This is a genomic window from Mesorhizobium sp. L-8-3 (assembly GCF_016756615.1).
Lineage (GTDB): Bacteria > Pseudomonadota > Alphaproteobacteria > Rhizobiales > Rhizobiaceae.
This window is the reverse complement of the sequence record NZ_AP023262.1, coordinates 1645385-1669530: the sequence shown is the minus strand read 5'-3', so window position 1 is coordinate 1669530 and position 24146 is coordinate 1645385. Positions and strand designations below refer to the sequence as shown.

Sequence of the window (24146 nt, the reverse complement as noted above, 5' to 3'; positions counted from 1 at the left end):
TGTCCCGACTATCCACGCCCCGCGCGGCCTCGCCAATGCCCCGGCCGGTATCGCTCGATACCCCTCTTTGCCCTTTCTCCTGGCGGTATGAGGGCATACCCCGGCCGGCATTGCCAAGGGAGGCTCCCTGTCCTTGATGGGATGATGCCGCGTCGCCTCGGAGAGGTCGATGCCGGCCGAGGTCGATGCCGGCCGGAGGATAAAGACACATGCTGGAAACCCTGTTGACGATGCAGCAGCGGCTTAACGCCACGCCGCATCTCCTTCGCCTCGGAAGGCTCTTTTGCGAAACCGTCCTCATCGAGGTCGAAGACCAGTCGTTCTATCTTGAATTCCGCGACGGGCGCCTGGTGTCGGTCACGCCTGGCCCCTCGACCAGGACGCCGTGGCGCTTTGCGTTGCGCACCGACAGGGCGGCACTTGAAGCTTTCTGGGAACCGCTCCCCAAACCCGGGTTCCACGACATTTTCGGGCTGGTGAAGATCGGGCGCGGCCGTATCGACGGGGACATCCTGACGCTGGTGAAGAACCTGCGCTTCTTCAAGGAATTCATGGCGCTTGGCCGCCTTCAAGGCAATGAGGAACGACCGGCATGAGGTTCGAACCGATCACCGGACGCTATATCAATGTCACCGTCGCCGGACGCGCCCAGCGCATCTATGTCGAGATGGCCGGCGAAGGCCGCCCGGTTCTGTGCCTGCACACGGCTGGCGCCGACACCCGCCAGTGGCAGCATATCCTCAACGATGCCGACCTGACCGGCTCGCACCGCTTCATCGCCTTCGACATGCCGTGGCATGGCAAGTCGCTGCCTCCGCAAGGTTTCGAGACGGAAGAATATCTGCTGACCACCGAATCCTATATCGAAACCGTGCTGGCGGTGGCCGATGCCCTTTCGCTGGACAAGCCTATCCTCGCCGGCTGTTCGATGGGCGGGCGCATCGCGCTTCAGATCGCAGCACTTCGCCCCGAGCGCTTCTCGGGCTTCATCGCCATCGAGGCCTCGGATTTCCAGCCCGCCTGGTACGATATCGACTGGTTCCATCGGCCTGACGCCCATGGCGGCGAGATGGGAGCGGCCCTCGTCTCGGCCAACATCACCCCGCACGCACCGGCCCAGAACCGCTGGGCCACACTATGGATGTTCATGCAGTCTGGGCCCGGCGTGTTCCGCGGCGACCTGTCCTTCTACACGCAGGACCCAAGCCTGATCGAGCGCCTGCATCTGATCGACACCAGCGGCACGCCGGTGCATCTGCTGGTCGGGGCTTATGACCTTACCTGCACGCCGCATGATGCGCGACGCACCGCTGATGCCATTGCCGGTGCGACACTGACGATCATGCCGGAGCTGGGGCATTTTCCGATGTCCGAGCACCCGCAGGCCTTCCGGCCCTATTTCGCTGACGCATTGAAGCGCATGGGCTAAGCGCAGCGGCCCCCGCCATGAGGAAATCGCATGGCGCGGGGCCACCGCCGTTCCCGGACGAGAATACCCTCGTCACACCCGCCGCGGATCCAGAGGTTCATTGCCGACAAATGGCACCTCGCTGAGATGCTCGCCTCCATCAACGGCGGGAAACACTGCTGCAGCGCGCCATCGACGGGGGCGGAACCGTCCCGCCCTGTCGCCTCCATCAGCTGAGGGCTACGCGTTCCAGCTCGGCCGCGCTCGCATCCGCCGGTCCCAGGCGCCCACATTGTCGAGGCCATCAGGAATGACCATTCCGAACACGTCGCCGAGCCATGACGCGACCATGCCGATGATGTCGGCGGTCGAGAAGGCGTCGCCGGCGATGTAGGGCCGGCCGTCGGCCAGCTCACGGTCGAGCCAGGCCCATTTGCGAGGTACGTCAGCCCGTTGAGCCTCGGCAAAGGCCGGCACCTGGGTCAAGCGTTCCTTGAAAAACGGGTCGGTGTGGAGGGCGACATTGCCGATGGTCGCGAACACCTCCTGCTCCATGCGTCTGTTCCACATTTCTATTTTTCCCTGGCTGACCGCATCGGCGCCGAACAGCGGCGGCTCAGGGTGGAGCGCTTCGAGGTATCGGCAGATGGCGATGCTCTCGGTGATGACGGTGCCGTCGTCGAGCTCGAGCACGGGAACCTGGCCGAGCGAATTCAGCTTCAGGAACTCCGGAGCCTTGTGCTCCATCCTGGCGAAGTCGATCTGAACGGAGGGCAGCTCTATGCCCTTCTCGGCCATGAAGATGCGCACGCGATAGGAATTCGGGCCGATGCTTTGGTAGAGTTTCATGCTTTCCTCCCGGTACGCGTTCAATTCTCGAAAGTCGGCGAGGCCTCTCGCACCAGGTCGGCGCGACCCTTCGGCTCTTCCCATTGCTCCTGGCGCCCGAGCGCGGTCAAATCCAGCCAGTAGTAGGAGCCTCCAAACATCTCCGCGCCGCGTCCGAAGGTGGAATAGGTGTGATAGATCGTGTCGCCGTCGCGCAGGAAGATGCTGGTGCCGGGCTGTTCGAGGGGTGGCTCGCCCTCGAAATAATATCCGGTTCCGGCAGCCTCGTGCTGCTTTCTGGTCTTGTAGTTGTAGACCGCCGGCTTCACGCGCTCGTCGATGGTGACGTCGAAGTCGTAATTGAAGTCGCTGCCGAAGGACGAGTACCAGGGGAAGGTCCAGCCCTTCTTTGCCTTGTAGGCTTCGATCTTGGCGATCGGCGCGCGCGAGACGGCGGCATAGGTCGTATCGCGCTTGTGAAGATGCGCCAGCAGCCCGTCCGAAATCTCGTCCGCGCCGGCCGAACAGCCGGGGCAGCCGTTTTCCCAGCGCGGATCGAACATGAAATGGCCGAGGATCAGCTGGCGCCGGCCTTCGAACAGGTCGAGAAGGGAGGCCTTGCCGGCGGAGCCTTCGAAGACATAGTCCTTTTCGATCCTGACCATCGGCAGCATGCGGCGCTCGACATTGAGCGCGTCGCGGGCGCGCGTCATCTCCTTTTCCTTGGCGAGCAGGGCCTTGCGTGCGGCCAGCCATTCTTCGCGGGAAACGATATCGGGCAACGTCATGACATTCTCCTTCCTTCGTTTGTTCGATCGTCGCCGATCGCATCGCGGCGATCAGGCCGCCACGTCGCGTTCGAGCTCCAGGGTGAGGTTGTCGAGGGCGCCTTCGAGGCCTGCCCTGTGGCCGTCGACCATGCTTGCGCCGCCATAGGCGGCCACCTGGTCGGTGAGGACCAGCCGGCTGCCGCCTGCCGTCGCCTCGAAGTCGACTGTGATCAGCGCGAAGGACAGCGGATACTCTCCCTGGCGGACGACTTCCGAGTAGACGATGCGTTGTCCCGGGATGATGTCGTGGTAACGCGCCTCGACGTGATAGATCAGATTGCCGCGCGGGCCGCATCGGCTGCGGTCCAGCCCGCCCACGCGGAAATCCGCCTCGTCGTAGACGAGCTCGACATTGCTCGACGGCACGCCCCAGCGCATGCGGGCGACAGGATTCGCAAATGCCGCGAACAGGCGGGCGGGCGACGCCTCGTAGCCGCGTTCGATGACGAGCGTGGCGTGGTTGACGGGAGGCTTGGCGAGTTCGGTCATTTGCTTTCTCCCTGTGGCTCAGGCGGCTGCGCGGCCGCGCTTCAGCTCGTCGCCGAGCTGGTCGAGCATGTGGTTCCAACCCGCTTCATGGTTCTCCGGCCGGTCGTAGCCGTCGAGGAACACGCCCTGCTCGGTCATCACCATCCGGCAACCGGAGCCGGAGGGGTGGAACTCCACGGTCAGCATGCCGGCGAAGAGGCGTTTGCCCGCCGACGACATCGAACCGGCCGAAACGATGCGTTCGTTGGGTACGATGTCGAAATAGCGGGTCTCGTTGACATAGACTTCGCCGCCCTTCGGGCCGAAGCGGCAGAGATCGCCTCCGCCTTCCCGGAACTCGAACCGCTCGTAGCTCATCTCCCAGTCGTCGCCGGGCGATCCCCAGCGCAGAAGCGCCTCCGGCGTGGACCACGCCGCGAAGACCCGCTCCGGCGAAGCCTCGTAGGCGCGTTCGAGCACGATGGTGGCGGGATGGACGGATCGCTTGGTCATCATTCTCTCCCTGGTTTCGATTGCGCCGGACCCTGGTCGGGCTCCCCGGGATTCTCTGCCAGGAACTGGCCGAGCCGGTCGAAGCGGCGCTCCCAGATCGCCCGCCTGTCGCTGACCCAGCGCTCGACGGTGCCGAGCGCCAGCGGCTCGATCCGGCAGGTGCGCACGCGCCCGACCTTCTCGCTGTGGACCAGCCCGCTGGTCTCCAGGATCTGCAGATGCTGCATGACCGCCGAAAGCGACATGTCGAGCGGCTCCGCGAGCTGGCTCACCGAAGCCGGGCCAAGGCTCAGCCGCTCGACCATGATGCGCCGCGCCGGATCGGCCAAAGCCTGGAACATCCGATCGATCTGGGCCGGATCATGATACATGATCAGGCCTCCTTGACCGGGAAGAGGTGGAAATAGGGCTGCGCCTCTTCGAGCACACGTGCCACCGACGGGCGCCGCGACAGCCGGTCGAGATAGGCTCTGACATGGGGGAAGCGCTCGCGGAGCGGCGAAACCTTGTCGGCGTAGAAGAGCGCGGGGAATGCCGCGCAATCGGCGAGCGTGAACGCATCGCCGACCGCCCAGGGCTTCGTCGCCATGTCGGCATCGATGATCGCGCAGGAGCTTTCGATCTGGGCGCGCGCCTGGTCGACCCCGTAAGGATCCCTGCGGTCTGCCGGCCGCAGATAATCCGCGACGAACCTTTGCATCGGCTCGTGCACATAGAAATCATAGAAGCGGTCGGCGAGCCGTACCTGCAATGCAAGCTCGGGGTCGTCCGGCATCAGTCGCACCCGCCCCGGATAGAGGCGGTCGAGATACTCGATGACGATGGTCGATTCCGGCACGGTCATGTCGCGGGCCTCGTCGCGCAGCACCGGCATCTTGCCGACCGGCGTCAGCTTGAGGAACGCGGCGCGGCAGACGGGATCGCCGAGATCGACGATGACGGGCTCGAACGGCGTACCGTTCTCGTAGAAGGCGATCAAAGCCTTCCAGCAGAACGAAGCCAGCGGATGGAAATGGAGCGTCAGGGACATCGTTTTTCCGAACTCGCCTTGTTTCGGCATCAATTGTGAAGCCATCACTTAACTATAGTACCGGGCCATTGGGGTCAATGGTTAAGTCATAGCTTCAGTAACTGTCCGGGTTAATCGACCACGGCGCCGCAAGTCAGGTTGGCAACGACGGCGGTCATCGCGCCGGCCCGGTCCGACGCCATGAAGGCAGCCGTTTCGGCCACCTGCTCCAAGGTGGGAAGGCGCTTGAGCAGCGTGCCCTCCGCGGCTCCCTCAAGCATCTCGCCGACGGTGAGGCCGGCCCGCTCGGCTATCGGCCGAAAGACCTTCTCGCTATGCGATCCTCTCGCGGAGGCTTCGGGAATGGCGTGCGGCCGCAGGCAGACCACACGGACGCCGACGGGCGCCAGCTCCGCGGCGAGCAGCCTGGCCATGCCCTCCTTCGCGGCGCAGGCCGTGCCGTAGCCGAGATAGCCGGTGCCCGCCAGGCGCGCGCCCGGCGTCGATATCATCATGAAGACGCCGGAGCCCTTGCGGGCCATGAAGCGGGACGCCGCCTTTGCGGTGATGAAGACCGTCCGCGTGTAGGCTTCGATCGGAAGCATGAAGTCCTCGACCGAGAGTTCCGCAAATGGTTGTCCCTGCACATGGAAAATCCCGACCGCATTCAGCGCCACGTCAATTGCGCCCGCGGCTTCCGCGACGGCCTCGGCATGGCGTTCGACCGATTGCGCGTCGAGCGCATCCACCACGGCCGTGGCAGCCGCTCCGCCGAATCGCGCGATGTCGCAGGCCACTGCCTCCAGCTTTTCAAGGCTGCGTCCGGCCAGAAAGACCTTTGCCCCTTCCCGGGCAAACGCTCTGGCGGCGGCGCCGCCAATCGCTCCGCCGCCGCCATAGACAATGGCCGTCTTGTTCTGGAGCAGCATCTGCGTCCTCCGGCTTGCTTCGACAGACTGATAGCAATATGAAACTAGTTGCACCATATGATCACTGATACGGATTTGCAACCGGTTTTTCGAGGTAGCGGAATGGACGCGACACATCGCTCGGGATGCCCGATCAATCTCTCGCTCGAAGTGTTCGGCGACAAATGGAGCCTGCTGATCCTGCGCGATATGATCTTCGGCGGGAAACGGCATTTCCGCGAATTGCTGCGATCCGAGGAAGGCATCTCGTCCAACATCCTCGCCGACCGGATGAAGTCGCTGGTCGAGCTCGGCCTGCTCACCAGGGCGGACGATCCGACGCACAAGCAGAAGGCCATCTACAGCCTGACGGAGATGGCGATCTCGCTGGTTCCGGTCTTTGCCCAACTCGGCGCCTGGGGCCGCAGGTGGCTGCCGGCCACACCCGAACTCAGCATCCGGGCGCAGCTCCTCGAGGAAGGCGGACAGCCGCTCTGGGACCGCTTCATGGCCGAACTGCGCCAGGAGCATCTCGGTATCGCCGCCGGCGCAGGCGAACCGTCCGTGCGCGCCACCCTGCAGGCCGCCTACGAAGCGGTGGTGGCCAGGCAGGCTGCGGCACGATCGCTCGATTGACTATTGCGGGAAACCGCGTAAAAGGCGCGGTCGATACGGAGACCTCCATGCGCGGCCTTTTGATGGCGCTTTTTGCAGTCGATTTCCCCGGCCATGCCGGAGAGAGCGATCGTGCGCGTCTCCGTTCGACCAAAACCCCGGCCAAAAAAACGACGACCAAAACCGTCTGAATCCCTTGGCCAGCTCGCCCTCTCTCCCCGGGTCAGGCCGGGGGAGCGAGAACCCGCATCGGCCGGCGGTGTTCCCGAAGCGAAACGAGCGGAGAGGGAACAGGAGATGAAAGCCATGGGTTTCAAGGTTGCGATCGCCGGCGCCACGGGCAATGTGGGCCGCGAAATGCTCAACATTCTGGAGGAGCGCGGTTTCCCGGCCGACGAGGTCGTGCCGCTCGCCTCGCGCCGCTCGGTGGGCACCGAAGTGTCCTATGGCGACCGCACCCTCAAGGTGAAGGCGCTCGACGGCTACGACTTCTCCGACACCGACATCTGCCTGATGTCGGCCGGCGGCAACGTCTCCAAGGAATGGTCGCCGAAGATCGGCAAGCAGGGCTGCGTCGTCATCGACAATTCCACGGCCTGGCGCTACGACGCCGATGTGCCGCTGATCGTGCCCGAGGTCAACGCCGACGCGATCACCCAGTTCTCCCGCAAGAACATCATCGCCAATCCGAACTGCTCGACCGCGCAGCTCGTCGTGGCCATGAAGCCGCTGCATGAGCGCGCCACCATCAAGCGCATCGTGGTGGCCACCTACCAGTCGGTGTCCGGCGCCGGCAAGGAGGGCATGGACGAGCTGTTCACCCAGACCCGCGCCGTCTTCGTCGCCGATCCGGTCGAGGCCAAGAAGTTCACCAAGCGCATCGCCTTCAACGTGATCCCCCATATCGACGTCTTCATGGAGGACGGCTTCACCAAGGAAGAATGGAAGATGGTGGCCGAGACCAAGAAGATGCTCGACCCCAAGATCAAGCTGACCGCCACCTGCGTGCGTGTCCCGGTCTTCATCGGCCACTCGGAAGCCGTCAACATCGAGTTCGAGAAGCCGATCACGGCCGACGAGGCGCGCGAAATCCTGCGCGAGGCGCCCGGCTGCCTCGTCATCGACAAGCGCGAGGACGGCGGCTACATCACGCCGCTCGAATCTGCCGGCGAGGACGCCACCTACATCTCCCGCATCCGTGAGGATTCGACCGTCGAAAACGGCCTCGCCATGTGGGTGGTGTCGGACAATCTGCGCAAGGGCGCCGCTCTCAACGCCGTGCAGATCGCCGAACTCCTGGTCGAGCGCGGGCTGATCCAGCCCAAGCGCCAGGCGGCTTGATGTCGCTCAAGGGCGGTATTGCATCGCTCACGGGCCGTTCCGCCGCCTGACGGCGGCTGGCCCTGCGCGGGCGCGCCGGACGACCGGCGGCCCGCGGTCGCGGGCTTGATCGTCGACATTGGCGGATCGTGGAGTACCCCTCATCCGACCGCGCTGCGCGCGGCCACCTTCTCCCACAAGGGGCCCACAACGGGAGAAGGAAACACCCTGCAGCAGCGTCTCGGCCAATCGCAGGCGTTGACGATTTGCAGAGCCGGCCAAGCCAGGCTCCGGCCTTCTCCCCTTGTGGGAGAAGGTGACCTCGCGCAGCGAGGTCGGATGAGGGGTAACCCAGCGGCAAGCGAGCAGCACTCACGCCTCCCGCGCCATCTCTTCCAGCAGCGCGACCGCTTCCTCGGCACGGTCCGCCGGCACGAAGAGATGGTCGTGATAGAAGGCCGAGACCGGGTTGACGCCCATCCCTGACGCCGCCAGCCGCGTCGTGATCGCCGCCAGGAAACCGACTGCTTCCAGCGCGGAGTGGATCTCGAGCGTGATCATGCGGCATCGGAAGGTCACGTCGAGCCCCAGCTTTGCGGCGTCCCCTTCTGTCAGGATGAATGTACAGCCTTCGGCCTCCCGGAAGACCATCACGGGTTCGACCGTGGGCGGCGCCGGCTGGCCCGGCGGCAGGGTGGCAAAGACATAGACCCCGTTGCGCAGCCGTGGCTTCATGCCGCCGATCAGAACGGCCAGATCCGTTTCACCCTGCATTCCCGTTCCTCGCAGGTCATACCACCGGCTTCTTCCCTGTGGTCCAGCGCGCGCCGATGTCGCTTTTGCAGCTTCATGTCGCCGCACTGCCGGCGAAGCTCCGCCGCATGACCACATTACGCGAAAAGCCTCGGGAAGACACAGGCGCAGGCGAGGCGCCCGCATCGCTTGTCGCCATAACCAGCGTCATCGTCTCGGTGACGCTGGTGGCGGTCGGCAACGGTCTGCTTTTCGCCTATGTACCCGTGCGGTTGGGCGCGGAAGGGCTTCCGCCGATCTGGGCGGGGCTGATCCTGACGGGGCTGTCGGCCGGGGGAATGCTCGGCTGCTTCCTGACCGGCGCCATGGTGCGACGCGTCGGCCATGCCCGCGCCTACATGACCGTCTCGGCGATGATCATCCTGTCCAATGCCGCCCTTGCCGCGGGTACATATCCGGTGCTCTGGATGGCCTCGCGCGCGCTCTACGGCTTCGCGATCTGCGGTCTCTTCATCGTCGCGCAGAGCTGGCTGAACGACGCCGTGGGAAACGCCATCCGCGGCCGCGTCATGGCGATCTTCTACATCTGCTACATCGTGGGGCTCGGCCTCGGCTCCCTAACGCTGAGCTTCATCCCGATCGACACGCCGGCCGCGCCGATCGTCGCGGTCTGCTTCGCCGCCCTGTCGATCATTCCGGTCGGGCTGACCAGCCTGCGGCCGCCGCCGGCGCCGGAATCCGCCTCCATCGCCATTGCCCAGGCCTGGCGCATCTCCCCGGTCGGTCTCGCCGGCATGCTTGCCGTCGGCGGGCTTTCGATGATGGTCGCCGGCTTCGCGCCGATCTATGCCACGGACAGCGGGTTCACCAAGAACGAAGTGTCCGTCCTGCTGCTGTCGATGCAACTCGGCACCATCCTCATCCAGCTTCCCTTCGGCTGGCTCTCCGACCGAACCGACCGCCGCTACGTCCTGGTCGCCGCCTCGGCCGTGGTGACGCTGGCCGGCCTGGCAGCCAGCCTGACCATCGGCGCCCCTTTCCTTACGGTCGTCCTGATCTTCATGATCTGGAGCGGCGCCACGGAATCGATCTACTCGATCGCCAGCGCCCATGCCGGCGACCGCGCCGGCAAGGAGGATCTGGTCGCGCTTTCGAGCACGATGCTGTTCGCGTGGTCCTTGTCCGGCTTCCTGATCCAGGGCGCCGCGACGGCGTTGACGGCTGCCTTCGGCACCGAAGCCTTCATGTATGTCGCGGTCGCCATCGCCGCCACCTTCTGCGCCTTCGTCGTCTGGCGGCTCACACAATCGCCGGCGGCGCAGCCGGAGATCCCCTCTCCCTTCGCGCCGATGTCGGCGCAGGCGCCTCTGGCCGCTGATCTCGCCTTCCCGTCCGAGGGCCCGGCCGACCATCACGGCGCGGTGGATCCGGAACCGGCATTCGGGGAGGCGGCGGCAGGAATGCCGAACCTGCGGAATTGACCGATCGCCTCCCTCCGTGGAGGTAGAGCCCCCCGGGAAGCCGTCGACCATAGGTCGGCTGCGGCGGTCCATATCGAACATTTGGCCGGTCGCAGGCGTCTTGAAACTGTTACCCAACTCTGACTATCTATATTGTATCGCCTGCTTCGTCGGGTGATTTGGTTGTTCTTGTCGCGAAAGGAAAGACACTGAGAACAGCACTACGGAAGAAGGCCGATATCGTGCCTTCGCCGGCCGGGATGAACGACTTCGTGTCCCGCGCCCTCAAGACGGTTCTTGCCAGTCTCGAAGACTCCAAGGCCGAAAACATCGTCCCCATCGACATCCAGGGTAAATCGAGCCTCGGCGACTTCATGGTCGTCGCGTCGGGCCGGTCGCACCGCCATGTCGCCGCCGTGGCGGACAATCTGCTCAAGGCGCTGAAGGATGGCGGCTTCGGCAATGCCCGCGTCGAGGGCCTGGCCAGCGCCGACTGGGTCCTGATCGATTCGGGCGACATCATCGTCCATGTCTTCCGTCCGGAAGTCCGTGAGTTCTACAATCTGGAGAAGATGTGGCTGGCACCGGACCTCGAGGAAGAGACGCTCCACTGAGCGCTTCCGCCTGAGGTCTGGACATGCGTATTGCGGTACACGCCGTGGGCCGGATGAAGGCCGGCCCCGAAAAGGAACTGGCGGACCGCTTTTTCGACCGTTTCGCCAAGAGCGGGCCGGCCGTCGGGCTGGAATTCCCGGGCGTTTCCGAAGTGCCGGAAAGCCGCGCGCGGAGCGTGGCCGAGCGCAAGCGTGAGGAAGCCGAGCGTCTGCGCACCCAGCTCGCGCCGGGCGCCACGCTTATCCTGCTCGACGAGCGCGGCAGGAACATTTCCTCCGAAGCCCTGGCGCAGAAGATCGCCACCCTTCGCGACGGCGGCCACAAGAGCCTCGTCTTCGCCATCGGCGGGGCCGACGGGCACGATCCGGCCCTGCGCGACACCGCCGAGCTGGTGATTTCCTTCGGCGCCGCGACCTGGCCGCATCAGCTGGTGCGCGTCATGCTCGCCGAGCAGCTCTATCGCGCCGCGACCATCCTTTCCGGCCACCCCTATCATCGTGCCTGAAACCGATGGGCCAGAAGAGCGCTCCTGCTGCCGATCTTGTCGACCGCGGGCATGATACGTCCGGCGAAGATCCGCGCCGGCATTTCGACACGATGCCGCGCTTAGCTCCTCCGTGGGCGGTCGGGCAACGCCGATGTTATGGTTGATGATTCGTTAACGACCCGATTCTAAGGTCGAGGCTTCATGATCCGGTTGGCACGGTGAGCGCTATGTTGTCCAAATCAGGCGCGGTGGCGCGGCTCCTCCTGCTCGTCGCGGCGCTGGCGGCGCCGCCGGCCTTCGGCCAGGAAGCCGACGGCGCCGCGGAGATGGAGGCCCGTCAGGCCGAGAGCCAGGCGGAATATGAGCGCGTCTCGCGCGAGGTCGCGCTGTCCAAGGAACGGCTCGACCGGCTGTCTGCCGAGATCGCCGATATGCGCAAGGACCATGCGAGCCTGACGGCCGCCCTGATCCAGACCGCCAAGACCGAAAAGAAGCTCTCCCAGGACGTCGAGGACATCACCGACCGCCTGGCCGGGCTCAAGGGGCAGCAGGAGGAGATCCAACTTTCGCTCAGCGCGCGGCGCGACGTGCTGGCTGAGGTGCTGGGAGCGCTGCAGCGCATGGGCCTGAACCCGCCGCCGGCCCTGCTCGTCAAGCCCGAGGACGCGCTCTCCTCCGTGCGCAGCGCCATCCTGCTCGGCGCGGTGGTGCCGGAACTGCGCGCGGAGACGACCGTGCTGCTGAACGATCTCAAGGAACTCGCCCGGATCGCCGCGACGATCGAAGCCGAGCGCGACCGGCTGAGCGCCACGATCGGCGAGCAGGTCGCCGAGCAGCAGCGGCTCAACCTGCTCCTGCTGGAGAAGCAGACGCTCCAGCAGAAGTCCGAGGCGGCGCTCGACGAAGAGCGGCAGAAATCCGAACGGCTCGCCGCAAAGTCCCGGAATCTGCAGGATCTCATCGCATCCCTCGAGAAGGATATCGCCGCCACCCGTTCGGCCGAGGAGAAGGCGCGCCGCGCCGAGGAAGCACGCAAGGCGCGCGAGGCGACGCTCGCCGCCCTGCCGGTGCCGGAGGCCAACCGGCTGATCGAGACAGCGCCGTTCTCGCTGATGCAGGGAAAGCTGGCGCTGCCCGCGGCCGGCCGTTTCAGCCGCCGTTTCGGCAAGGGTGACGGTAACGGCGCGGTGATGCGGGGCGACATGCTTGCGACACAATCGGGCGCCATCGTCACCGCGCCCGCCGATGGCAGCGTGCTTTATGCCGGTCCGTTCCGCTCCTATGGTCAACTCTTGATCCTGAACGCCGGCGACGGCTATCATGTCGTCTTGGCGGGAATGGGCAGAATCAGCGTGTCGCTGGGTCAGTCCGTCCTGGCGGGCGAGCCGGTGGGCACCATGGGGGAAGCCAGGGTGGCGAGCGCTGCGGCTTTCGAGAATGGCAATACCGCGCCGGAACTCTATATTGAGTTCCGCAAGGATGGAAAACCCGTCGATCCGGCACCGTGGTGGTCGGAGCGTCTTTCTGGAAGGACAGGAAATGATTCGTAAGGTGTCGCTTCTGCTTGCCGGAGCGCTGATGGGTGCCTCGGCCATGAGCCTGGTCCACGGGGCGGTGGGTACGACGGCGAATGCGGCAGGGTCCGAGACCTACCGGCAGCTGGCCATTTTCGGCGATATTTTCGAGCGCGTGCGCAGCCAGTACGTCACCCCGCCGGACGAGAAATCCCTGGTCGAGAACGCCATCAACGGCATGCTCACCTCGCTCGATCCGCATTCCTCCTATCTCAATCCCGATGCCGCCAAGGACATGCGCGTCCAGACCAAGGGCGAGTTCGGCGGCCTCGGCATCGAGGTGACGATGGAGAACGAGCTCGTCAAGGTGATCACGCCGATCGACGACACGCCCGCGGCCCGCGCAGGCGTGCTTGCCGGCGACTTCATCTCGGCGATCGACGGCGAGGAGGTGCGCGGCCTCACCCTCAGCGAGGCGGTCGACAAGATGCGCGGCCTGGTCAACACGCCGATCGAGCTCACGATCCTGCGCGAAGGGGCCGACAAGCCGATCAAGCTGACCATCGTGCGCGACGTCATCAAGGTGAAGGCGGTCAAGTTCCGCGTCGAGAACGATGTCGGCTACATGAAGATCACGTCCTTCACCGAAAAGACGGACGACGATCTGCGCACTGCGATCGAGACGATCAAGAAGCAGATTCCGGCCGACAAGCTCAGGGGCTATGTGCTCGACCTGCGCCTCAATCCGGGCGGCCTGCTCGACCAGGCCGTGGCGGTCTCCGACGACTTCCTCGACCGGGGCGAGATCGTCTCGACGCGTGGACGCGACCCGAAGGACATCACGCGGTTCGACGCGCGCGCCGGCGACCTGACCGACGGCAAGCCGATCATCGTGCTGATCAACGGCGGCTCGGCCAGCGCGTCCGAGATCGTCGCGGGCGCGTTGCAGGATCAGCGCCGGGCCACCGTGCTCGGCACCCAGTCCTTCGGCAAGGGCTCGGTCCAGACCATCATCCCGCTCGCCGAGAACGGTGCCCTGCGGCTCACCACCGCGCTCTATTACACGCCGTCGGGCAAGTCGATCCAGGGCAAGGGCATCACCCCCGACATCAAGATCGAGCAGCCGCTGCCGCCGGAGTTGCAGGGTCGCGACGTGTCGCGCGGCGAGTCCGATCTGAAGGGTCACATCAAGGGCGTCGAAGAGAGCGATCAGGGCTCGGGCTCTGCCGCCTACGTGCCGCCGGATCCGAAGGACGACCTCCAGCTCGGCCACGCGCTCGACCTGCTGCGCGGCGCCAAGACGGATGCGGCCTTCCCGCCGAATCCGGACCAGGCCGTGCTCGACCAGTAGCGACGGGCGGCCGACCGGCCGCCGTGTCATCGTTGCTCGACTGCCGGGGTCGTCCGATTCCGGCAGTCTCGATTCCAAAGCATGTCTCCCTGATGCGGGAACCGGTTTCGGGGACAAAGACATGCGCAAGAACAAACAGCTAAAGCGTGCAAAGCGAATCCGAAGGGTCGCGACGCGCTTTAGGGTCTAGATTTGGCGCATGTCTTTTTCCCGAAACGGCAGCACACTTTCGGGAGACATGCTTCGGAAACCGGTTCGCGGCAGGGGGGCGCGATGTCGCCAGCGAACAATTCCCTCGACAGCCCGCTCGGGCAGTCGGCCAAGGCGCGGCAGCAAGGCCGGCGCCTCTTCAAGGTGACGAAAGGCGGCGTCGGGCTGGTCCTGGCGGCTGTCGTCATCGTGGCGGCCTCCAGCCTTGTCGCCCTGCGCGAAAGGCCCTTCCGCACGCCTGTCGTCGCGGCGGCTCCGGAGCCCGCCCCTGCGTCCGACATTGCCCGGGCCCATCCCGCGCCCTCCAAGCAGGCCCCGACCGACGGAAGCCCTGCAATCATCCGCGTAGACCCCGAAACGCCGCGCTCGGGCGGCAATGTCGTCGTCTTCCGCGATCCATCGGCGATCGGGCAGAATCTCAGGGTGGCCCATCTGCCCGACAAAGCGCTCATCGAGGCGTCGGCCATAGGCCCGCTGCCGATCCGCTCCGCCGACGGGCGGCGGCCTTTCGATGTCTATGCCCGGCCGTGGTCGGGCGCCCGCGGCGCCCGCGTCGCCATCGTGATCGGCGGCCTTGGCGTTTCCCAGACGGGGACGATGGAGGCGATCGAAAAGCTGCCTCCCGAGGTGACGCTCGCCTTCGCCTCGCAGGGCAACAGCCTCGGCCGCTGGATGCAGGCTGCGCGCCAGCGCGGCCACGAAATCGTCATGCAGGTGCCGCTGGAGCCGTTCGACTATCCGAATGTCGATCCCGGCCGCAACACTTTGACGGTCGCGGCCAGCCCGGCCGAGAACGTCGAGGCCCTGCGCTGGTCGCTGTCGCGCATCACCAATTACACCGGGGTGATGAACTACATGGGCGCGCGCTTCTCGGCCGACGCCGACGCCATGGCGCCCCTCATGGAGGAACTCGGCAGGCGCGGCCTGCTTTATCTCGACGACGGCTCCTCGGCCCGCAGCACGGCGGCCGAGCTCGCCCTGAAGTCGGGCGTGCCCTTCGTGGCCGGCGACACGGCAATCGACGCCGCCCGGGAGCGCGGCGATATCCTGAAGAAGCTCGACGAGTTGGAGCGCATCGCCCGCGCCAAGGGTTATGCCGTCGGCACCGGCTCCGCCTTCGACGCGACCGTCGATGCCGTCGCAAGTTGGGTGGAAGAGGCGAAGCGTCGCGGCATCGAGATCGTCCCGGTCTCTGCTGTTGCCAGCGATCCCGAGCGCGGATAACGGAAATCATGGCCAAGAAGAACCGGACGATCAACCCCGAAACCCTGCCCTACCGCCCGTGCGTGGGCATCATGGTGCTCAATCGCGACGGGCTCGTCTGGGCCGGCAGGCGCATCGCCGCGTCGGACAGCGAGTTCGCCGGCAGCACGCAGCTCTGGCAGATGCCGCAGGGCGGTATCGACAAGGGCGAGGAGCCCCTGCCGGCGGCCCGCCGCGAACTCTATGAAGAGACCGGGATCCGCTCCGTCTCACTGCTCGCCGAGGCGCCGGAGTGGATCAAATACGATCTGCCCCGCGAGGTCCTGGGCATCGCGCTCAAGGGAAAATTCCGCGGTCAGGCGCAGAGATGGTTCGCCTTCCGCTTCGAGGGCGACGACAGCGAGATCTCCATCCAGCCGCCTCCGGGCGGCCACGAACCGGAATTCGACGCCTGGGCGTGGAAGCCTATGGCCGAGCTGCCCGAATTGATCGTGCCGTTCAAGCGCAAAGTCTATGAAGAAGTGGTCGCCGCCTTCCGGCATCTGGCGTGACCCGCTTATTGTCGCGATTGACCGCTTTGAGCAATTCGGCCGATAAGGTCCGCTCATGGACATCGAAATCTTCGAGCGGCTCGGTCTGGCGATCGCGATCGGCGCCCTGGTCGGCGCCGAACGCCATTGACGTGAACGCGACGCCGGAGCGGGGGGACGCACGGCCGGGCTGAGGACCTACATCCTCATCGGCATGCTGGGCGGCGTCACCGGACTGATCGCGCACGCGTTCCCGCAGTCGGGCCCCGCGGCGGCGATCACCGTGGTCGGCGTCTTCATTGCCTTCTCCTCGGTTTTCGCCGTCTTCCAGTATCGCGAACAGGTCGCCGAGAACGACTTCAGCGTCACATCGGTGGTCGCCGCCATGCTGACCTTCGCGCTCGGCGTCGTCGCGGTCGTCGGCGACATTGGCCTGGCATCTGCGGGCGGTGTCGTGCTGGTCGCCGTGCTCGCTAGCCGCGAAGCGCTGCACGGCTTCGTGCGCCGGCTCTCCTGGGACGAGCTGCGCGCGGCGATCATCCTGCTCGCCATGACCTTCGTCATCCTGCCGCTGGTTCCTTCCGATCCGATCGGTCCGTTCGGCGGCATTTCGCCGGCAAGGACCTGGATACTGGTCATCATGCTGGCCGCCATCTCCTTCTGCGGCTACATCGCGGTGAAGATGCTGGGAAGCGCGCGCGGCGAGCTGGTGGCCGGAGCGGTGGGCGGCCTGGTCTCCTCGACCGGAACCACGCTCACCAATGCCCGCCGCGCGGCCGACGGCGCCGATGCCCCTACGTTGGCGGCGGGCACGCTCGCGGCCTCGGCCGTCTCCTGTATCAGGACCGCCTTCCTGGTCGGCCTGCTGGCTGCCCCGTTGATGAAGCTTCTCGTACCGGCCCTACTGGCTGCCGCTTTGGTGATGATCGCCTATGCCGGCCTGCTCGCCCGCAAGGACGCGACGGAGCATCAGGAACACAAACCAAAAAACCCGTTCGATCTCGATTCCGTCGTCACCATGGCGTTGGTGCTCGTCGCCGTCGCCTTCATCGCGCGCGCTGCCGCTGCATGGTATGGCGAGAGCGGCGTGCTGGTGGTCTCCACCTTGTCGGGTCTGGCCGACGTCGATGCGGTGACCGTGACGGTCGCGGGCATGCTGGACACGCTGTCGACGACGGTGGCCGCCGCGGCGATCGGCATCGCCGTGGCCTCCAACACGATGGCGAAAGCCGCCTACGCGATCGCCTTCGGCAGCCGCGCCTTCGCAATCCAGGTGGCGCTGGCGCTGCCCGTCTCGCTCGTCGCCGGCGCGGCCGTCTTCTGGCTGTCCGCCGTGGCGTGACTGCCCTACTTATGTGTCGACTGGAAACCTTTTGTGATCGATCCAGTCGCATCTCGCTTTGAAATTGCTGTCAAACTAGATGTGCGGCAAATGCGTCTTACCAGCGAGGGAGCGATTCGATGCGGCTTGCAATTCTGGGCGGCGACGGCTTCATCGGATGGCCGACGGCCTTGCATCTTTCGGCGCGCGGCCACGAGATCCATATTCTCGACAATTTGTCGCGCCGCTGGATCGACACCGAACTCGGCGTACAGTCGCTGACGCCGATGGATTCCATCCAGGAACGCACCCGCATCTGGCATCTGGAGACCGGGCGGCGCATCCATTTCCACCTGATCGACCTCGCGCGCGACTATGAGGTGCTCAAACGCTGGCTGGCCGACCATCGGCCGGACGCGGTCATCCATTTCGCCGAACAGCGCGCCGCGCCCTATTCGATGAAAAGCGACCGGCACAAGAACTATACGGTCAACAACAACGTCAACGCCACCCACAACCTGCTCAACGCGCTGGTCGAGCTCGATCAGGATGCCCATCTCGTCCACCTCGGCACAATGGGCGTCTACGGCTATTCGACGATCGGGGCGGCCATCCCGGAGGGCTACCTGTCAGTCGGCATCGAAACGCTGACCGGCGAGACGGCGAGCCAGGACATCCTTTATCCGGCTAATCCCGGCTCGATCTACCACATGACCAAATGCCTCGATCAGCTGCTCTTCCAATTCTATGCGAAGAACGACGGCGTGCGCATCACCGACCTGCACCAGGGCATCGTCTGGGGCACGCACACGCAAGAGACGCGGCAGCACCTGCAGCTCATCAACCGGTTCGACTATGACGGCGACTACGGCACGGTGCTCAACCGCTTCCTCATCCAGGCGGCGATCGGCCATCCCCTCACAGTGCACGGCACCGGCGGACAGACCCGCGCCTTCATACATATCCAGGATTCGGTCCGCTGCATCGAGCTCGCGCTCGACAATCCGCCCAAGCGCGGCGACAAGGTGAAGATCTTCAACCAGATGACGGAGACGCACCGCGTCCGCGACCTGGCCAGGATCGTTTCCGAGATCACGGGCGCACGCATCGCGCATCTGCCCAATCCGCGCAAGGAGGCGGTCGAGAACGAACTCGTCGTACGCAACGACCAGTTCAGGGAGCTCGGCCTGGAACCGATCACGCTGGAAAAGGGCCTGCTCTCGGAAGTCATCGACGTAGCGAAGAAATATGCCTATCGCGTCGACCGGAGCCGCATTCCGGCCGTGTCCGCCTGGACGAAGGACATCGCCCCGACGCTGGAACGCGACCCCGAGGGCAAGCGGCTGAAGAGCGTCTCGTGACCAAGGTCTCGGCGGGCCGCGCCTATGCGACGCTGGTCACCAATGCCGACTATGCGAGGGGCGCGCTCGCGCTGGTCCGCTCACTGCGCCTGACCGGCACCGAAGCGGACATCCTCGTGCTGTATACAGGTGGCGTTGCTGCCCGCGACCTCGCGCCGCTCTCCGCGCTGGGCGCACGCCTGTGCGAGGCGGAGCTGCTGCCGACGTCGGAGGCGTTCAACGAGCGGCATGCGCGGGCCAGGCTTCATGCCAATGCGCCCTTCACCAAGGGACGAAAGCCTGAATTCCATACACCGCTCGACAATTTCGCCAAGCTTCGCCTGTGGCAGCATGTCGAATTTGAGAAGATCGTCTTCATCGACGCCGATGCGATCGTGCTGCGCAACATAGACCGGCTGTTCTCCTACCCTGAGTTCTCGGCCGCTCCGAACGTCTATGAGAGCCTGGCCGACTTCCACCGGCTGAATTCAGGCGTATTCGTCGCAAAGCCGTCGCATGAGACCTTTGCCGGCATGCTCGCCCGTCTCGACCGGCCCGATGCCTTCTGGCCGCGGACCGACCAGACCTTCCTGCAGGCCTTCTTTCCCGACTGGCACGGCCTGCCCGTGTTCTGCAACATGCTTCAATATGTCTGGTTCAACCTGCCCGAACTGTGGGACTGGAAGTCGATCGCGGTGCTTCACTACCAGTATGAAAAGCCCTGGGAGAAGAACCATCCCAAGGCCGACAGGCTCGGCCCGTTGATCGCACTGTGGCAGGCCTTTCACGACGGCGGGCCTATCCCCGACATCGCCGCCCTGCCCGCCCCGGCCGCGCGGGGATGAGACGGCCGGCGACATTGGTATCGGGCGGCACCGGCCTGGTCGGACGGTTCATCGTCGAGCATCTCGCTGCGGCCGGCCACGACGTCATTGTGCTAGGCCGCACGTCTCCGCCGAAAGGCTTCTTCAGCAATCCCGTACGCTTCCTCGAGGGAGCCCTCGACCCCGACCGCGATCAATTCCAGGCATTCGACGGGATGGATTTCTTCGTCCACGCAGCCTTCGATCATCTGCCGGGAAAGTACAGGGGCGGCGAGGGCGGCGATCCCGACGGCTTCTGGCGACGAAACCATGAGGGTTCGGTCGCCCTGTTCGATGCGGCCCGGCGTGCCGGCGTGGCGCGGACCATTTTCCTGTCCAGCCGCGCCGCCTATGGCGGGGAGGCGCCTGGTGCTCCTCTGCACGAGGACCTGGCCTGCGCCCCCGACACGCTCTACGGCAAGGCCAAGCTCGCCGCCGAGTCGGCCCTGGGCCGGCTGACAACGCCCGAATTCGCTACGGCATCGCTGCGCATCACCGGCGTCTACGGTCCGGCGGGACCGGGCCGGGAGCATAAATGGTCCGCACTGCTCGGCGACTATCTCGCGGGCAAACCCATAGAGCCTCGAGCCGGCACGGAAGTCCATGGCGAGGATGTGGCCGCCGCGGTCGAGCTGATGCTCACGGTGGCCGCCAAAACGATGTCCGGGAAGCTCTTCAACGTCTCCGACATAGTGGTGGACCGGCACGACCTGCTCGCCATCGTCAAAGAAAGAACGGGATCGCCGCATGCCTTGCCTGTCAGGGCGGACGCCTCTTCGCTGGGCGTCATGGCGACCGACAGGCTGCAAGCCTTGGGATGGCGGCCGGGCGGCCATCGGTTACTTCGGGAAACGGTAGTGGGGCTGGTCACGGAACATGAGCGCCTGGTGTTGTTGCAGGGCCCCTGAACCGTATCCCACCGCCCGCGCCAAGGCTTCCACATCGAGGCACTTCATGTGCTATGATCTCCGGCAAGATCCGATCACGGCTTGGCGACAGCATGAGCGAGGCGAGCGGCAATCTCCACGACACATCCGGGCCGATCGTGCGCCCACCGATCGCCATGGCGCTGGCAGTCGTGGCGGGGCTCGTTCTTCAGTGGCTTTATCCGCTGCCGTTTCTGCCGGCCGCAATGCCGGCCGGCTGGGTCGGCGGCCTCGTCTTCCTCGCCGGCCTCGCGCTGCTGATCTTTGCCGCCTCGACCTTTCGCCGGGCAGGAACGGCGGTCCCGACAAGCGTACCGACGACCAGCATCGTATCCGATGGCCCGTATCGCTACAGCCGCAATCCGATCTATGTCGCCATGTTCATCGGCCTCGTCGGTGTCTCCATCGGCTTCGACAGCCTATGGCATCTGATCCTGCTGGTGCCGTTCTATCTGGTGATCCGCCATGGCGTGGTGGCGCGCGAAGAGATCTATCTCGCGCGCAAGTTCGGCGACGCCTATCTCGGCTACAAGCAAAGCGTCCGCAGGTGGCTATGACCATCTCACGCGCAGGCCTTCATATCATTTCCAGCGGCCGCTTGCCCCGTGGAGGCGGAAAGGCGCGGTCGAGTTCAGCCAGATCCTCAGCCGTCAGTTCGAGGTCGAGTGCCGCCCGGTTGTCCCTGACATGCTGCGGACGGCTGGCCTTGGGGATGGCGATCACGCCGTCCTGGCGCAACAACCAGGCCAAGGCGACCTGCGCGGCAGTGGCGCCCAGGCGTCGTGCCATCGCCTCGAGCCGCCTCTCGTTGCCGAGCCTGCCCTGCTCCACCGGCGAGTAGGCCATGACCGGGATGCGGCGACGGTTGGACCAGGGCAGCAGGTCGTAATCGATACCGCGTCGTGTGAGGTTGTAGAGGACCTGGTTCGTCTGCACCGCCGCACCGGCCGGGAGGCGCAGCAGTTCTTCCATGTCGTCCGTGTCGAAGTTGCTGACGCCCCAATGCCGTATCTTGCCGGCCGACTTCAGCTCCTCGAAAGCCTCGATGGTTTCCGATAGCGGCACCGCGCCGCGCCAGTGCAGCAGATAGAGGTCGATGACCTCGGTTCGCAATCTTTCGAGACTTGCCTCGCAGGCTTTTTGGACACCCCGCCGCGTCGCATTGGTCGGCAGCACCTTGCTGACGATGAAGACCTCCTGCCGCCTCCCGGCCATGGCCTCCGCGACGATCGCTTCGGCGCCCCCGGAAGCATACATCTCCGCGGTGTCGACAAGGGTCATGCCGAGGTCGAGGCCGAGTTGCAGGGCGGCCACCTCTTCGGCGCGGCGACGCGGATCCTCGCCCATATTCCAGGTGCCCTGGCCGAGACGGGGAACCACCTCGCCTGCCTGGAGCGTGACGACCTTCATTGCATCCATCCCTTCGCGGATTGCTTGTTTCACGATCGTAGAGCGCCTGAGCGCGGATGCAAATCCGCCGGATCGAGCATGTCGTTACCGTCGCCGCCGTCGAGCGTGTCGTTCCGGAACTCGCCGGCCCGAACTATGTTTCCCGGGCGTGACGTCCTTTCGTCCGGAGCCCCTCGCGGCGCAGACGTCCGAAGCGAAAGCCATCCGCAAGCGCCGAACGGACCATCAGCATTTCGCCAAGAGTTTCGAAGGTCATCAGGCCAACGAGCCGATCGTCCCGGGCTGTCACCGCCACGGCTGGCGCGCCCTTCCCCTGCATCAACCGCAGGCAGGCACGCAGGCTTTGCTGCCCGTCGACCACGGGAATGTCGGACCGCATGCCGCCAACGACGGATGCGGACGCGCCGCTCTCCTTCAGCGCCTTGACGATATCGTTGCGAGTCAACAGGCCGGCGAAACGTCCGTCCTCGCCGACGACGGGGAATTCGTGCTGCGTCGTCGCCAGCAGCTTCTCCACCGCCTCCTCGATGGTCGCAGAACGTTCGAGGGTCGCGAAATCGGTGACCATGACGTCCCGCACAAGCAGGCTTGATGCAACGTCGCGCAGCTGCGCGTTCTGTGCCTCGGCAGCCGCAGCGAGATAAACGAAGACCGCGATCAGGATCAGCAGCGGGTTGTAAAACAGGCCAAGGAAGCCGAAGACAAAAGCGAGGCCTTGCCCGATGGTGGCGGCGATCTGCGTCGCTCGCCACCATGGCATGAAAATCGCCATCACTGCCCTCAGCACCCTGCCGCCATCCATTGGAAAGGCAGGAATAAGATTGAACAGGGCCAGGAACACGTTGATGGCGGCGAGGCGGGCCAGGAAGTCGAGCCGCGGGTCCTCGATCAAGACGAGTTCCTCCGCGGTCGACCATCGCCCCAGATAGACGAAGATCAAGGCGGCGATCACGATGTTGACCAGCGGCCCCGCCAGGGCAACGACGATCTCCTCGACAGGCTTTTCCGGTATGCGCTCCAGGCGCGCAACTCCCCCGATCGGGAGCAATGTGATGTCGGGCGTTCTTATTCCGTAGTAACGCGCCGCGGCAGTGTGGCCGAACTCATGCAACACAACGCAAGCGAAGACGGCGATCACGAAAAGGACGCCTTCCCAGGCCGCCCAGGCTCCGCCGATGGTGAAGTGCATGATCCACACCCACACCAGGAGCAACAGGAACAAGACGTGGACGCGCAGCGTCGTGCCCGCAATCGTGCCGAGGTTCAAGGACCAGCCCATACCCAGCCTCCATTCATCTCATCGCACAGAAATGCGTTTCGGTCGTCAAGAACCATAGCTCGAAACCATGGCAAGCGCCCGACTCATCATTCCACTACCGTCCGACGGCCTGATCGCGACAGTTGGCGATTGCGTGCGGCACACTCCGCGCGGCTGAAAGAGCGGGCCGCCTGTGTGACCCATTGCTCACTGTGACGAGCATTCGAAAGAGCCGGCGGCTTGACTTGACTCAGACAATTGCCATGCGCTCGGAGGCAGCGGTATCGGCCTATTCAACCCCATGTCAGACATGCCGGCGGGTCGGCGCGGGTCTCCCGTCTGCAAGGCCGTTGGTCTCCGCGCCTGGTTTCAATCCCCTCCATCAAGGGAAAGGCGCGGCAAACCTCCCGCCTCCCCTCGTTGAGGAGACCGGACGAGCCGCAAGAGTACCTTGCAGGGGGTCGAAACAGCATGACCCTCTGTACGATCGGACGACGACCCTCAAAAAAAGCCGGGTCGACGCCCGGCTTTTCTCTACTTCTATGTCTGCAAAGCTCAGGCGGGCAGGATAGCGCCTTCGAGCGTCGTCAGCTGGCCGAGGAACTGCTCGGCCTTGGTCCGCGCCTGGTCATCCTTCGCATCGACGACGTCTTCCCTCGCCTCCTGGATGCGACGGGCGAGGTCGTTGCGGTCGATGTCCCGCACGGACACGGCGGATTCGGCGAGCAGCGTGCAGCCCGAAGGCAGGATGTCGGCGAAACCGCCGAACACCACATAACGCTCTTCCCCGCCCGCTGCCGGCTTGACCGTCACCACACCGGGCTTCACCGTGGTCATGACAGGCGCATGGTTCGCCATGACCGTCATCTCGCCTTCGGCGCCCGGGATGACGACCGACTCGACGTCTTGCGAGACGAGCAAACGCTCCGGCGAGACCAGTTCGAATTTGAAAGCTTCAGCCATTTCGCATCTAGCGAGCGGCGAATAGCGAACAGCGAACAGTTGA

General features: G+C 65.1%; 28 protein-coding genes and 1 pseudogene. 18 read left to right on the top strand and 11 right to left on the bottom strand.

Features of this window, described 5'->3' with window-relative positions; all coding sequences use genetic code 11:
• The first annotated feature begins 209 nt into the window (after positions 1-209).
• On the top strand, positions 210-596 hold the full coding sequence (locus JN302_RS07795) for a hypothetical protein (protein WP_202311012.1): 387 nt from the start codon (positions 210-212) through the stop codon (positions 594-596).
• Positions 593-1429: an alpha/beta fold hydrolase gene (locus tag JN302_RS07790; protein WP_202311011.1), complete on the top strand. Its 837-nt coding sequence runs from the start codon at positions 593-595 to the stop codon at positions 1427-1429. The genes JN302_RS07795 and JN302_RS07790 overlap by 4 nt, the downstream gene beginning before the upstream one ends.
• 219 nt (positions 1430-1648) lie before the next feature.
• On the opposite strand, the gene JN302_RS07785 is transcribed toward JN302_RS07790, so the two are convergent.
• The 7 genes from JN302_RS07785 to JN302_RS07755 form a co-directional block, all read right to left on the bottom strand.
• Positions 1649-2257, bottom strand: a complete 609-nt coding sequence (locus JN302_RS07785; protein ID WP_202311010.1) for a glutathione S-transferase family protein — start codon at positions 2255-2257, stop codon at positions 1649-1651.
• Between the two features lie 20 nt (positions 2258-2277).
• Positions 2278-3024, bottom strand: a complete 747-nt coding sequence (locus JN302_RS07780; RefSeq protein WP_202311009.1) for a DUF899 domain-containing protein — start codon at positions 3022-3024, stop codon at positions 2278-2280.
• A gap of 51 nt (positions 3025-3075) precedes the next feature.
• Positions 3076-3555, bottom strand: a complete 480-nt coding sequence (locus tag JN302_RS07775; RefSeq protein WP_202332499.1) for an SRPBCC family protein — start codon at positions 3553-3555, stop codon at positions 3076-3078.
• 18 nt (positions 3556-3573) lie between these two features.
• A complete protein-coding gene (locus JN302_RS07770; RefSeq protein ID WP_210382591.1) occupies positions 3574-4047 on the bottom strand; it encodes an SRPBCC family protein in 474 nt (157 codons plus the stop codon).
• Complete coding sequence (locus JN302_RS07765; protein ID WP_202332497.1) at positions 4047-4418, bottom strand: ArsR/SmtB family transcription factor; 372 nt, start codon at positions 4416-4418, stop codon at positions 4047-4049. The genes JN302_RS07770 and JN302_RS07765 overlap by 1 nt, the downstream gene beginning before the upstream one ends.
• A gap of 2 nt (positions 4419-4420) precedes the next feature.
• Positions 4421-5077 (bottom strand): glutathione S-transferase family protein, encoded by a 657-nt coding sequence (locus JN302_RS07760; RefSeq protein ID WP_202332496.1) that lies wholly within the window; start codon positions 5075-5077, stop codon positions 4421-4423.
• 110 nt (positions 5078-5187) lie between these two features.
• Positions 5188-5985: an SDR family NAD(P)-dependent oxidoreductase gene (locus tag JN302_RS07755; RefSeq protein WP_202332495.1), complete on the bottom strand. Its 798-nt coding sequence runs from the start codon at positions 5983-5985 to the stop codon at positions 5188-5190.
• Positions 5986-6087: 102 nt separating this feature from the next.
• Between JN302_RS07755 and JN302_RS07750 the strand changes: the two genes are divergently transcribed.
• From JN302_RS07750 to JN302_RS07745, 3 genes are all read left to right on the top strand, one after another.
• Positions 6088-6600, top strand: a complete 513-nt coding sequence (locus JN302_RS07750; RefSeq protein ID WP_202332494.1) for a winged helix-turn-helix transcriptional regulator — start codon at positions 6088-6090, stop codon at positions 6598-6600.
• 47 nt (positions 6601-6647) lie between these two features.
• On the top strand, positions 6648-6770 hold the full coding sequence (locus JN302_RS39590; RefSeq protein ID WP_274609260.1) for a hypothetical protein: 123 nt from the start codon (positions 6648-6650) through the stop codon (positions 6768-6770).
• 115 nt (positions 6771-6885) lie between these two features.
• On the top strand, positions 6886-7920 hold the full coding sequence (locus JN302_RS07745; RefSeq protein ID WP_202332493.1) for an aspartate-semialdehyde dehydrogenase: 1035 nt from the start codon (positions 6886-6888) through the stop codon (positions 7918-7920).
• A gap of 351 nt (positions 7921-8271) precedes the next feature.
• Here the strand turns inward: JN302_RS07745 and JN302_RS07740 are convergent, their stop codons facing one another.
• On the bottom strand, positions 8272-8673 hold the full coding sequence (locus tag JN302_RS07740; protein ID WP_202332492.1) for an ACT domain-containing protein: 402 nt from the start codon (positions 8671-8673) through the stop codon (positions 8272-8274).
• A 107-nt stretch (positions 8674-8780) separates the two neighbouring features.
• On the opposite strand from JN302_RS07740, the gene JN302_RS07735 reads away from it, so the two are divergent.
• From JN302_RS07735 to JN302_RS07680, 13 genes and pseudogenes are all read left to right on the top strand, one after another.
• Positions 8781-10133, top strand: a complete 1353-nt coding sequence (locus JN302_RS07735) for an MFS transporter (protein ID WP_202332491.1) — start codon at positions 8781-8783, stop codon at positions 10131-10133.
• Positions 10134-10354: 221 nt separating this feature from the next.
• Complete coding sequence (gene rsfS / locus JN302_RS07730) at positions 10355-10726, top strand: ribosome silencing factor (protein ID WP_202332490.1); 372 nt, start codon at positions 10355-10357, stop codon at positions 10724-10726.
• Between the two features lie 23 nt (positions 10727-10749).
• Positions 10750-11232: a 23S rRNA (pseudouridine(1915)-N(3))-methyltransferase RlmH gene (rlmH, locus tag JN302_RS07725; protein ID WP_202332489.1), complete on the top strand. Its 483-nt coding sequence runs from the start codon at positions 10750-10752 to the stop codon at positions 11230-11232.
• A gap of 209 nt (positions 11233-11441) precedes the next feature.
• Complete coding sequence (locus JN302_RS07720; RefSeq protein ID WP_202332488.1) at positions 11442-12764, top strand: murein hydrolase activator EnvC family protein; 1323 nt, start codon at positions 11442-11444, stop codon at positions 12762-12764.
• Positions 12754-14079 carry a S41 family peptidase gene (locus JN302_RS07715; protein ID WP_202310983.1) on the top strand — a complete coding sequence of 442 codons (1326 nt, stop codon included), beginning with the start codon at positions 12754-12756 and terminating at the stop codon, positions 14077-14079. Before JN302_RS07720 ends, JN302_RS07715 begins: the two co-directional genes overlap by 11 nt.
• Positions 14080-14352: 273 nt before the next feature.
• Entirely contained in the window at positions 14353-15513 is a 1161-nt protein-coding gene (locus tag JN302_RS07710; RefSeq protein ID WP_202332487.1) for a divergent polysaccharide deacetylase family protein, read from the top strand.
• A gap of 8 nt (positions 15514-15521) precedes the next feature.
• Positions 15522-16043 carry an RNA pyrophosphohydrolase gene (locus JN302_RS07705; RefSeq protein ID WP_202310981.1) on the top strand — a complete coding sequence of 174 codons (522 nt, stop codon included), beginning with the start codon at positions 15522-15524 and terminating at the stop codon, positions 16041-16043.
• Between the two features lie 163 nt (positions 16044-16206).
• Positions 16207-16503 (top strand): annotated as a pseudogene (locus JN302_RS39585) (MgtC/SapB family protein); the annotation flags it as partial.
• Positions 16504-16572: 69 nt separating this feature from the next.
• The gene (locus JN302_RS39580; RefSeq protein ID WP_342215987.1) at positions 16573-17364 is read left to right on the top strand and encodes an MgtC/SapB family protein; all 792 of its coding nucleotides are present in this window, start codon (positions 16573-16575) and stop codon (positions 17362-17364) included.
• A 119-nt stretch (positions 17365-17483) separates the two neighbouring features.
• Complete coding sequence (locus JN302_RS07695; RefSeq protein ID WP_202310979.1) at positions 17484-18704, top strand: NAD-dependent epimerase/dehydratase family protein; 1221 nt, start codon at positions 17484-17486, stop codon at positions 18702-18704.
• On the top strand, positions 18701-19528 hold the full coding sequence (locus JN302_RS07690) for a glycosyltransferase (RefSeq protein ID WP_202332486.1): 828 nt from the start codon (positions 18701-18703) through the stop codon (positions 19526-19528). The genes JN302_RS07695 and JN302_RS07690 overlap by 4 nt, the downstream gene beginning before the upstream one ends.
• Entirely contained in the window at positions 19525-20454 is a 930-nt protein-coding gene (locus JN302_RS07685) for an NAD-dependent epimerase/dehydratase family protein (protein WP_202332485.1), read from the top strand. Before JN302_RS07690 ends, JN302_RS07685 begins: the two co-directional genes overlap by 4 nt.
• A 92-nt stretch (positions 20455-20546) precedes the next feature.
• Positions 20547-21029 carry a methyltransferase family protein gene (locus JN302_RS07680; protein ID WP_202332484.1) on the top strand — a complete coding sequence of 161 codons (483 nt, stop codon included), beginning with the start codon at positions 20547-20549 and terminating at the stop codon, positions 21027-21029.
• Positions 21030-21048: 19 nt separating this feature from the next.
• Here the strand turns inward: JN302_RS07680 and JN302_RS07675 are convergent, their stop codons facing one another.
• The 3 genes from JN302_RS07675 to JN302_RS07665 form a co-directional block, all read right to left on the bottom strand.
• A complete protein-coding gene (locus JN302_RS07675; protein ID WP_446720743.1) occupies positions 21049-21891 on the bottom strand; it encodes an aldo/keto reductase in 843 nt (280 codons plus the stop codon).
• A 124-nt stretch (positions 21892-22015) separates the two neighbouring features.
• Positions 22016-23161, bottom strand: coding sequence for a site-2 protease family protein (locus JN302_RS07670; RefSeq protein WP_202332482.1), 1146 nt, complete (start codon positions 23159-23161; stop codon positions 22016-22018).
• A gap of 534 nt (positions 23162-23695) precedes the next feature.
• Positions 23696-24103, bottom strand: a complete 408-nt coding sequence (locus JN302_RS07665; protein ID WP_202310972.1) for a F0F1 ATP synthase subunit epsilon — start codon at positions 24101-24103, stop codon at positions 23696-23698.
• Between the last annotated feature and the right edge of the window lie 43 nt (positions 24104-24146).

Coding starts and splice junctions, on each gene's coding strand:
- JN302_RS07790 (WP_202311011.1), top strand. CDS start 593: ATGAGGTTCGAACCGATCACCGGACGCTATATCAATGTCACCGTCGCC.
- JN302_RS07670 (WP_202332482.1), bottom strand. CDS start 23,161: ATGGGCTGGTCCTTGAACCTCGGCACGATTGCGGGCACGACGCTGCGC.
- JN302_RS39580 (WP_342215987.1), top strand. CDS start 16,573: ATGACCTTCGTCATCCTGCCGCTGGTTCCTTCCGATCCGATCGGTCCG.
- JN302_RS07705 (WP_202310981.1), top strand. CDS start 15,522: ATGGCCAAGAAGAACCGGACGATCAACCCCGAAACCCTGCCCTACCGC.
- JN302_RS07755 (WP_202332495.1), bottom strand. CDS start 5,985: ATGCTGCTCCAGAACAAGACGGCCATTGTCTATGGCGGCGGCGGAGCG.
- JN302_RS07770 (WP_210382591.1), bottom strand. CDS start 4,047: ATGACCAAGCGATCCGTCCATCCCGCCACCATCGTGCTCGAACGCGCC.
- JN302_RS07680 (WP_202332484.1), top strand. CDS start 20,547: ATGAGCGAGGCGAGCGGCAATCTCCACGACACATCCGGGCCGATCGTG.
- JN302_RS07720 (WP_202332488.1), top strand. CDS start 11,442: ATGTTGTCCAAATCAGGCGCGGTGGCGCGGCTCCTCCTGCTCGTCGCG.
- JN302_RS07785 (WP_202311010.1), bottom strand. CDS start 2,257: ATGAAACTCTACCAAAGCATCGGCCCGAATTCCTATCGCGTGCGCATC.
- JN302_RS07665 (WP_202310972.1), bottom strand. CDS start 24,103: ATGGCTGAAGCTTTCAAATTCGAACTGGTCTCGCCGGAGCGTTTGCTC.
- JN302_RS07760 (WP_202332496.1), bottom strand. CDS start 5,077: ATGTCCCTGACGCTCCATTTCCATCCGCTGGCTTCGTTCTGCTGGAAG.
- JN302_RS07685 (WP_202332485.1), top strand. CDS start 19,525: ATGAGACGGCCGGCGACATTGGTATCGGGCGGCACCGGCCTGGTCGGA.
- JN302_RS07715 (WP_202310983.1), top strand. CDS start 12,754: ATGATTCGTAAGGTGTCGCTTCTGCTTGCCGGAGCGCTGATGGGTGCC.
- JN302_RS07745 (WP_202332493.1), top strand. CDS start 6,886: ATGGGTTTCAAGGTTGCGATCGCCGGCGCCACGGGCAATGTGGGCCGC.
- JN302_RS07675 (WP_446720743.1), bottom strand. CDS start 21,891: ATGGATGCAATGAAGGTCGTCACGCTCCAGGCAGGCGAGGTGGTTCCC.
- JN302_RS07775 (WP_202332499.1), bottom strand. CDS start 3,555: ATGACCGAACTCGCCAAGCCTCCCGTCAACCACGCCACGCTCGTCATC.
- JN302_RS07795 (WP_202311012.1), top strand. CDS start 210: ATGCTGGAAACCCTGTTGACGATGCAGCAGCGGCTTAACGCCACGCCG.
- JN302_RS07735 (WP_202332491.1), top strand. CDS start 8,781: ATGACCACATTACGCGAAAAGCCTCGGGAAGACACAGGCGCAGGCGAG.
- rlmH (WP_202332489.1), top strand. CDS start 10,750: ATGCGTATTGCGGTACACGCCGTGGGCCGGATGAAGGCCGGCCCCGAA.
- JN302_RS07750 (WP_202332494.1), top strand. CDS start 6,088: ATGGACGCGACACATCGCTCGGGATGCCCGATCAATCTCTCGCTCGAA.
- JN302_RS07710 (WP_202332487.1), top strand. CDS start 14,353: ATGTCGCCAGCGAACAATTCCCTCGACAGCCCGCTCGGGCAGTCGGCC.
- JN302_RS07765 (WP_202332497.1), bottom strand. CDS start 4,418: ATGTATCATGATCCGGCCCAGATCGATCGGATGTTCCAGGCTTTGGCC.
- JN302_RS07695 (WP_202310979.1), top strand. CDS start 17,484: ATGCGGCTTGCAATTCTGGGCGGCGACGGCTTCATCGGATGGCCGACG.
- JN302_RS07740 (WP_202332492.1), bottom strand. CDS start 8,673: ATGCAGGGTGAAACGGATCTGGCCGTTCTGATCGGCGGCATGAAGCCA.
- JN302_RS39590 (WP_274609260.1), top strand. CDS start 6,648: ATGCGCGGCCTTTTGATGGCGCTTTTTGCAGTCGATTTCCCCGGCCAT.
- JN302_RS07780 (WP_202311009.1), bottom strand. CDS start 3,024: ATGACGTTGCCCGATATCGTTTCCCGCGAAGAATGGCTGGCCGCACGC.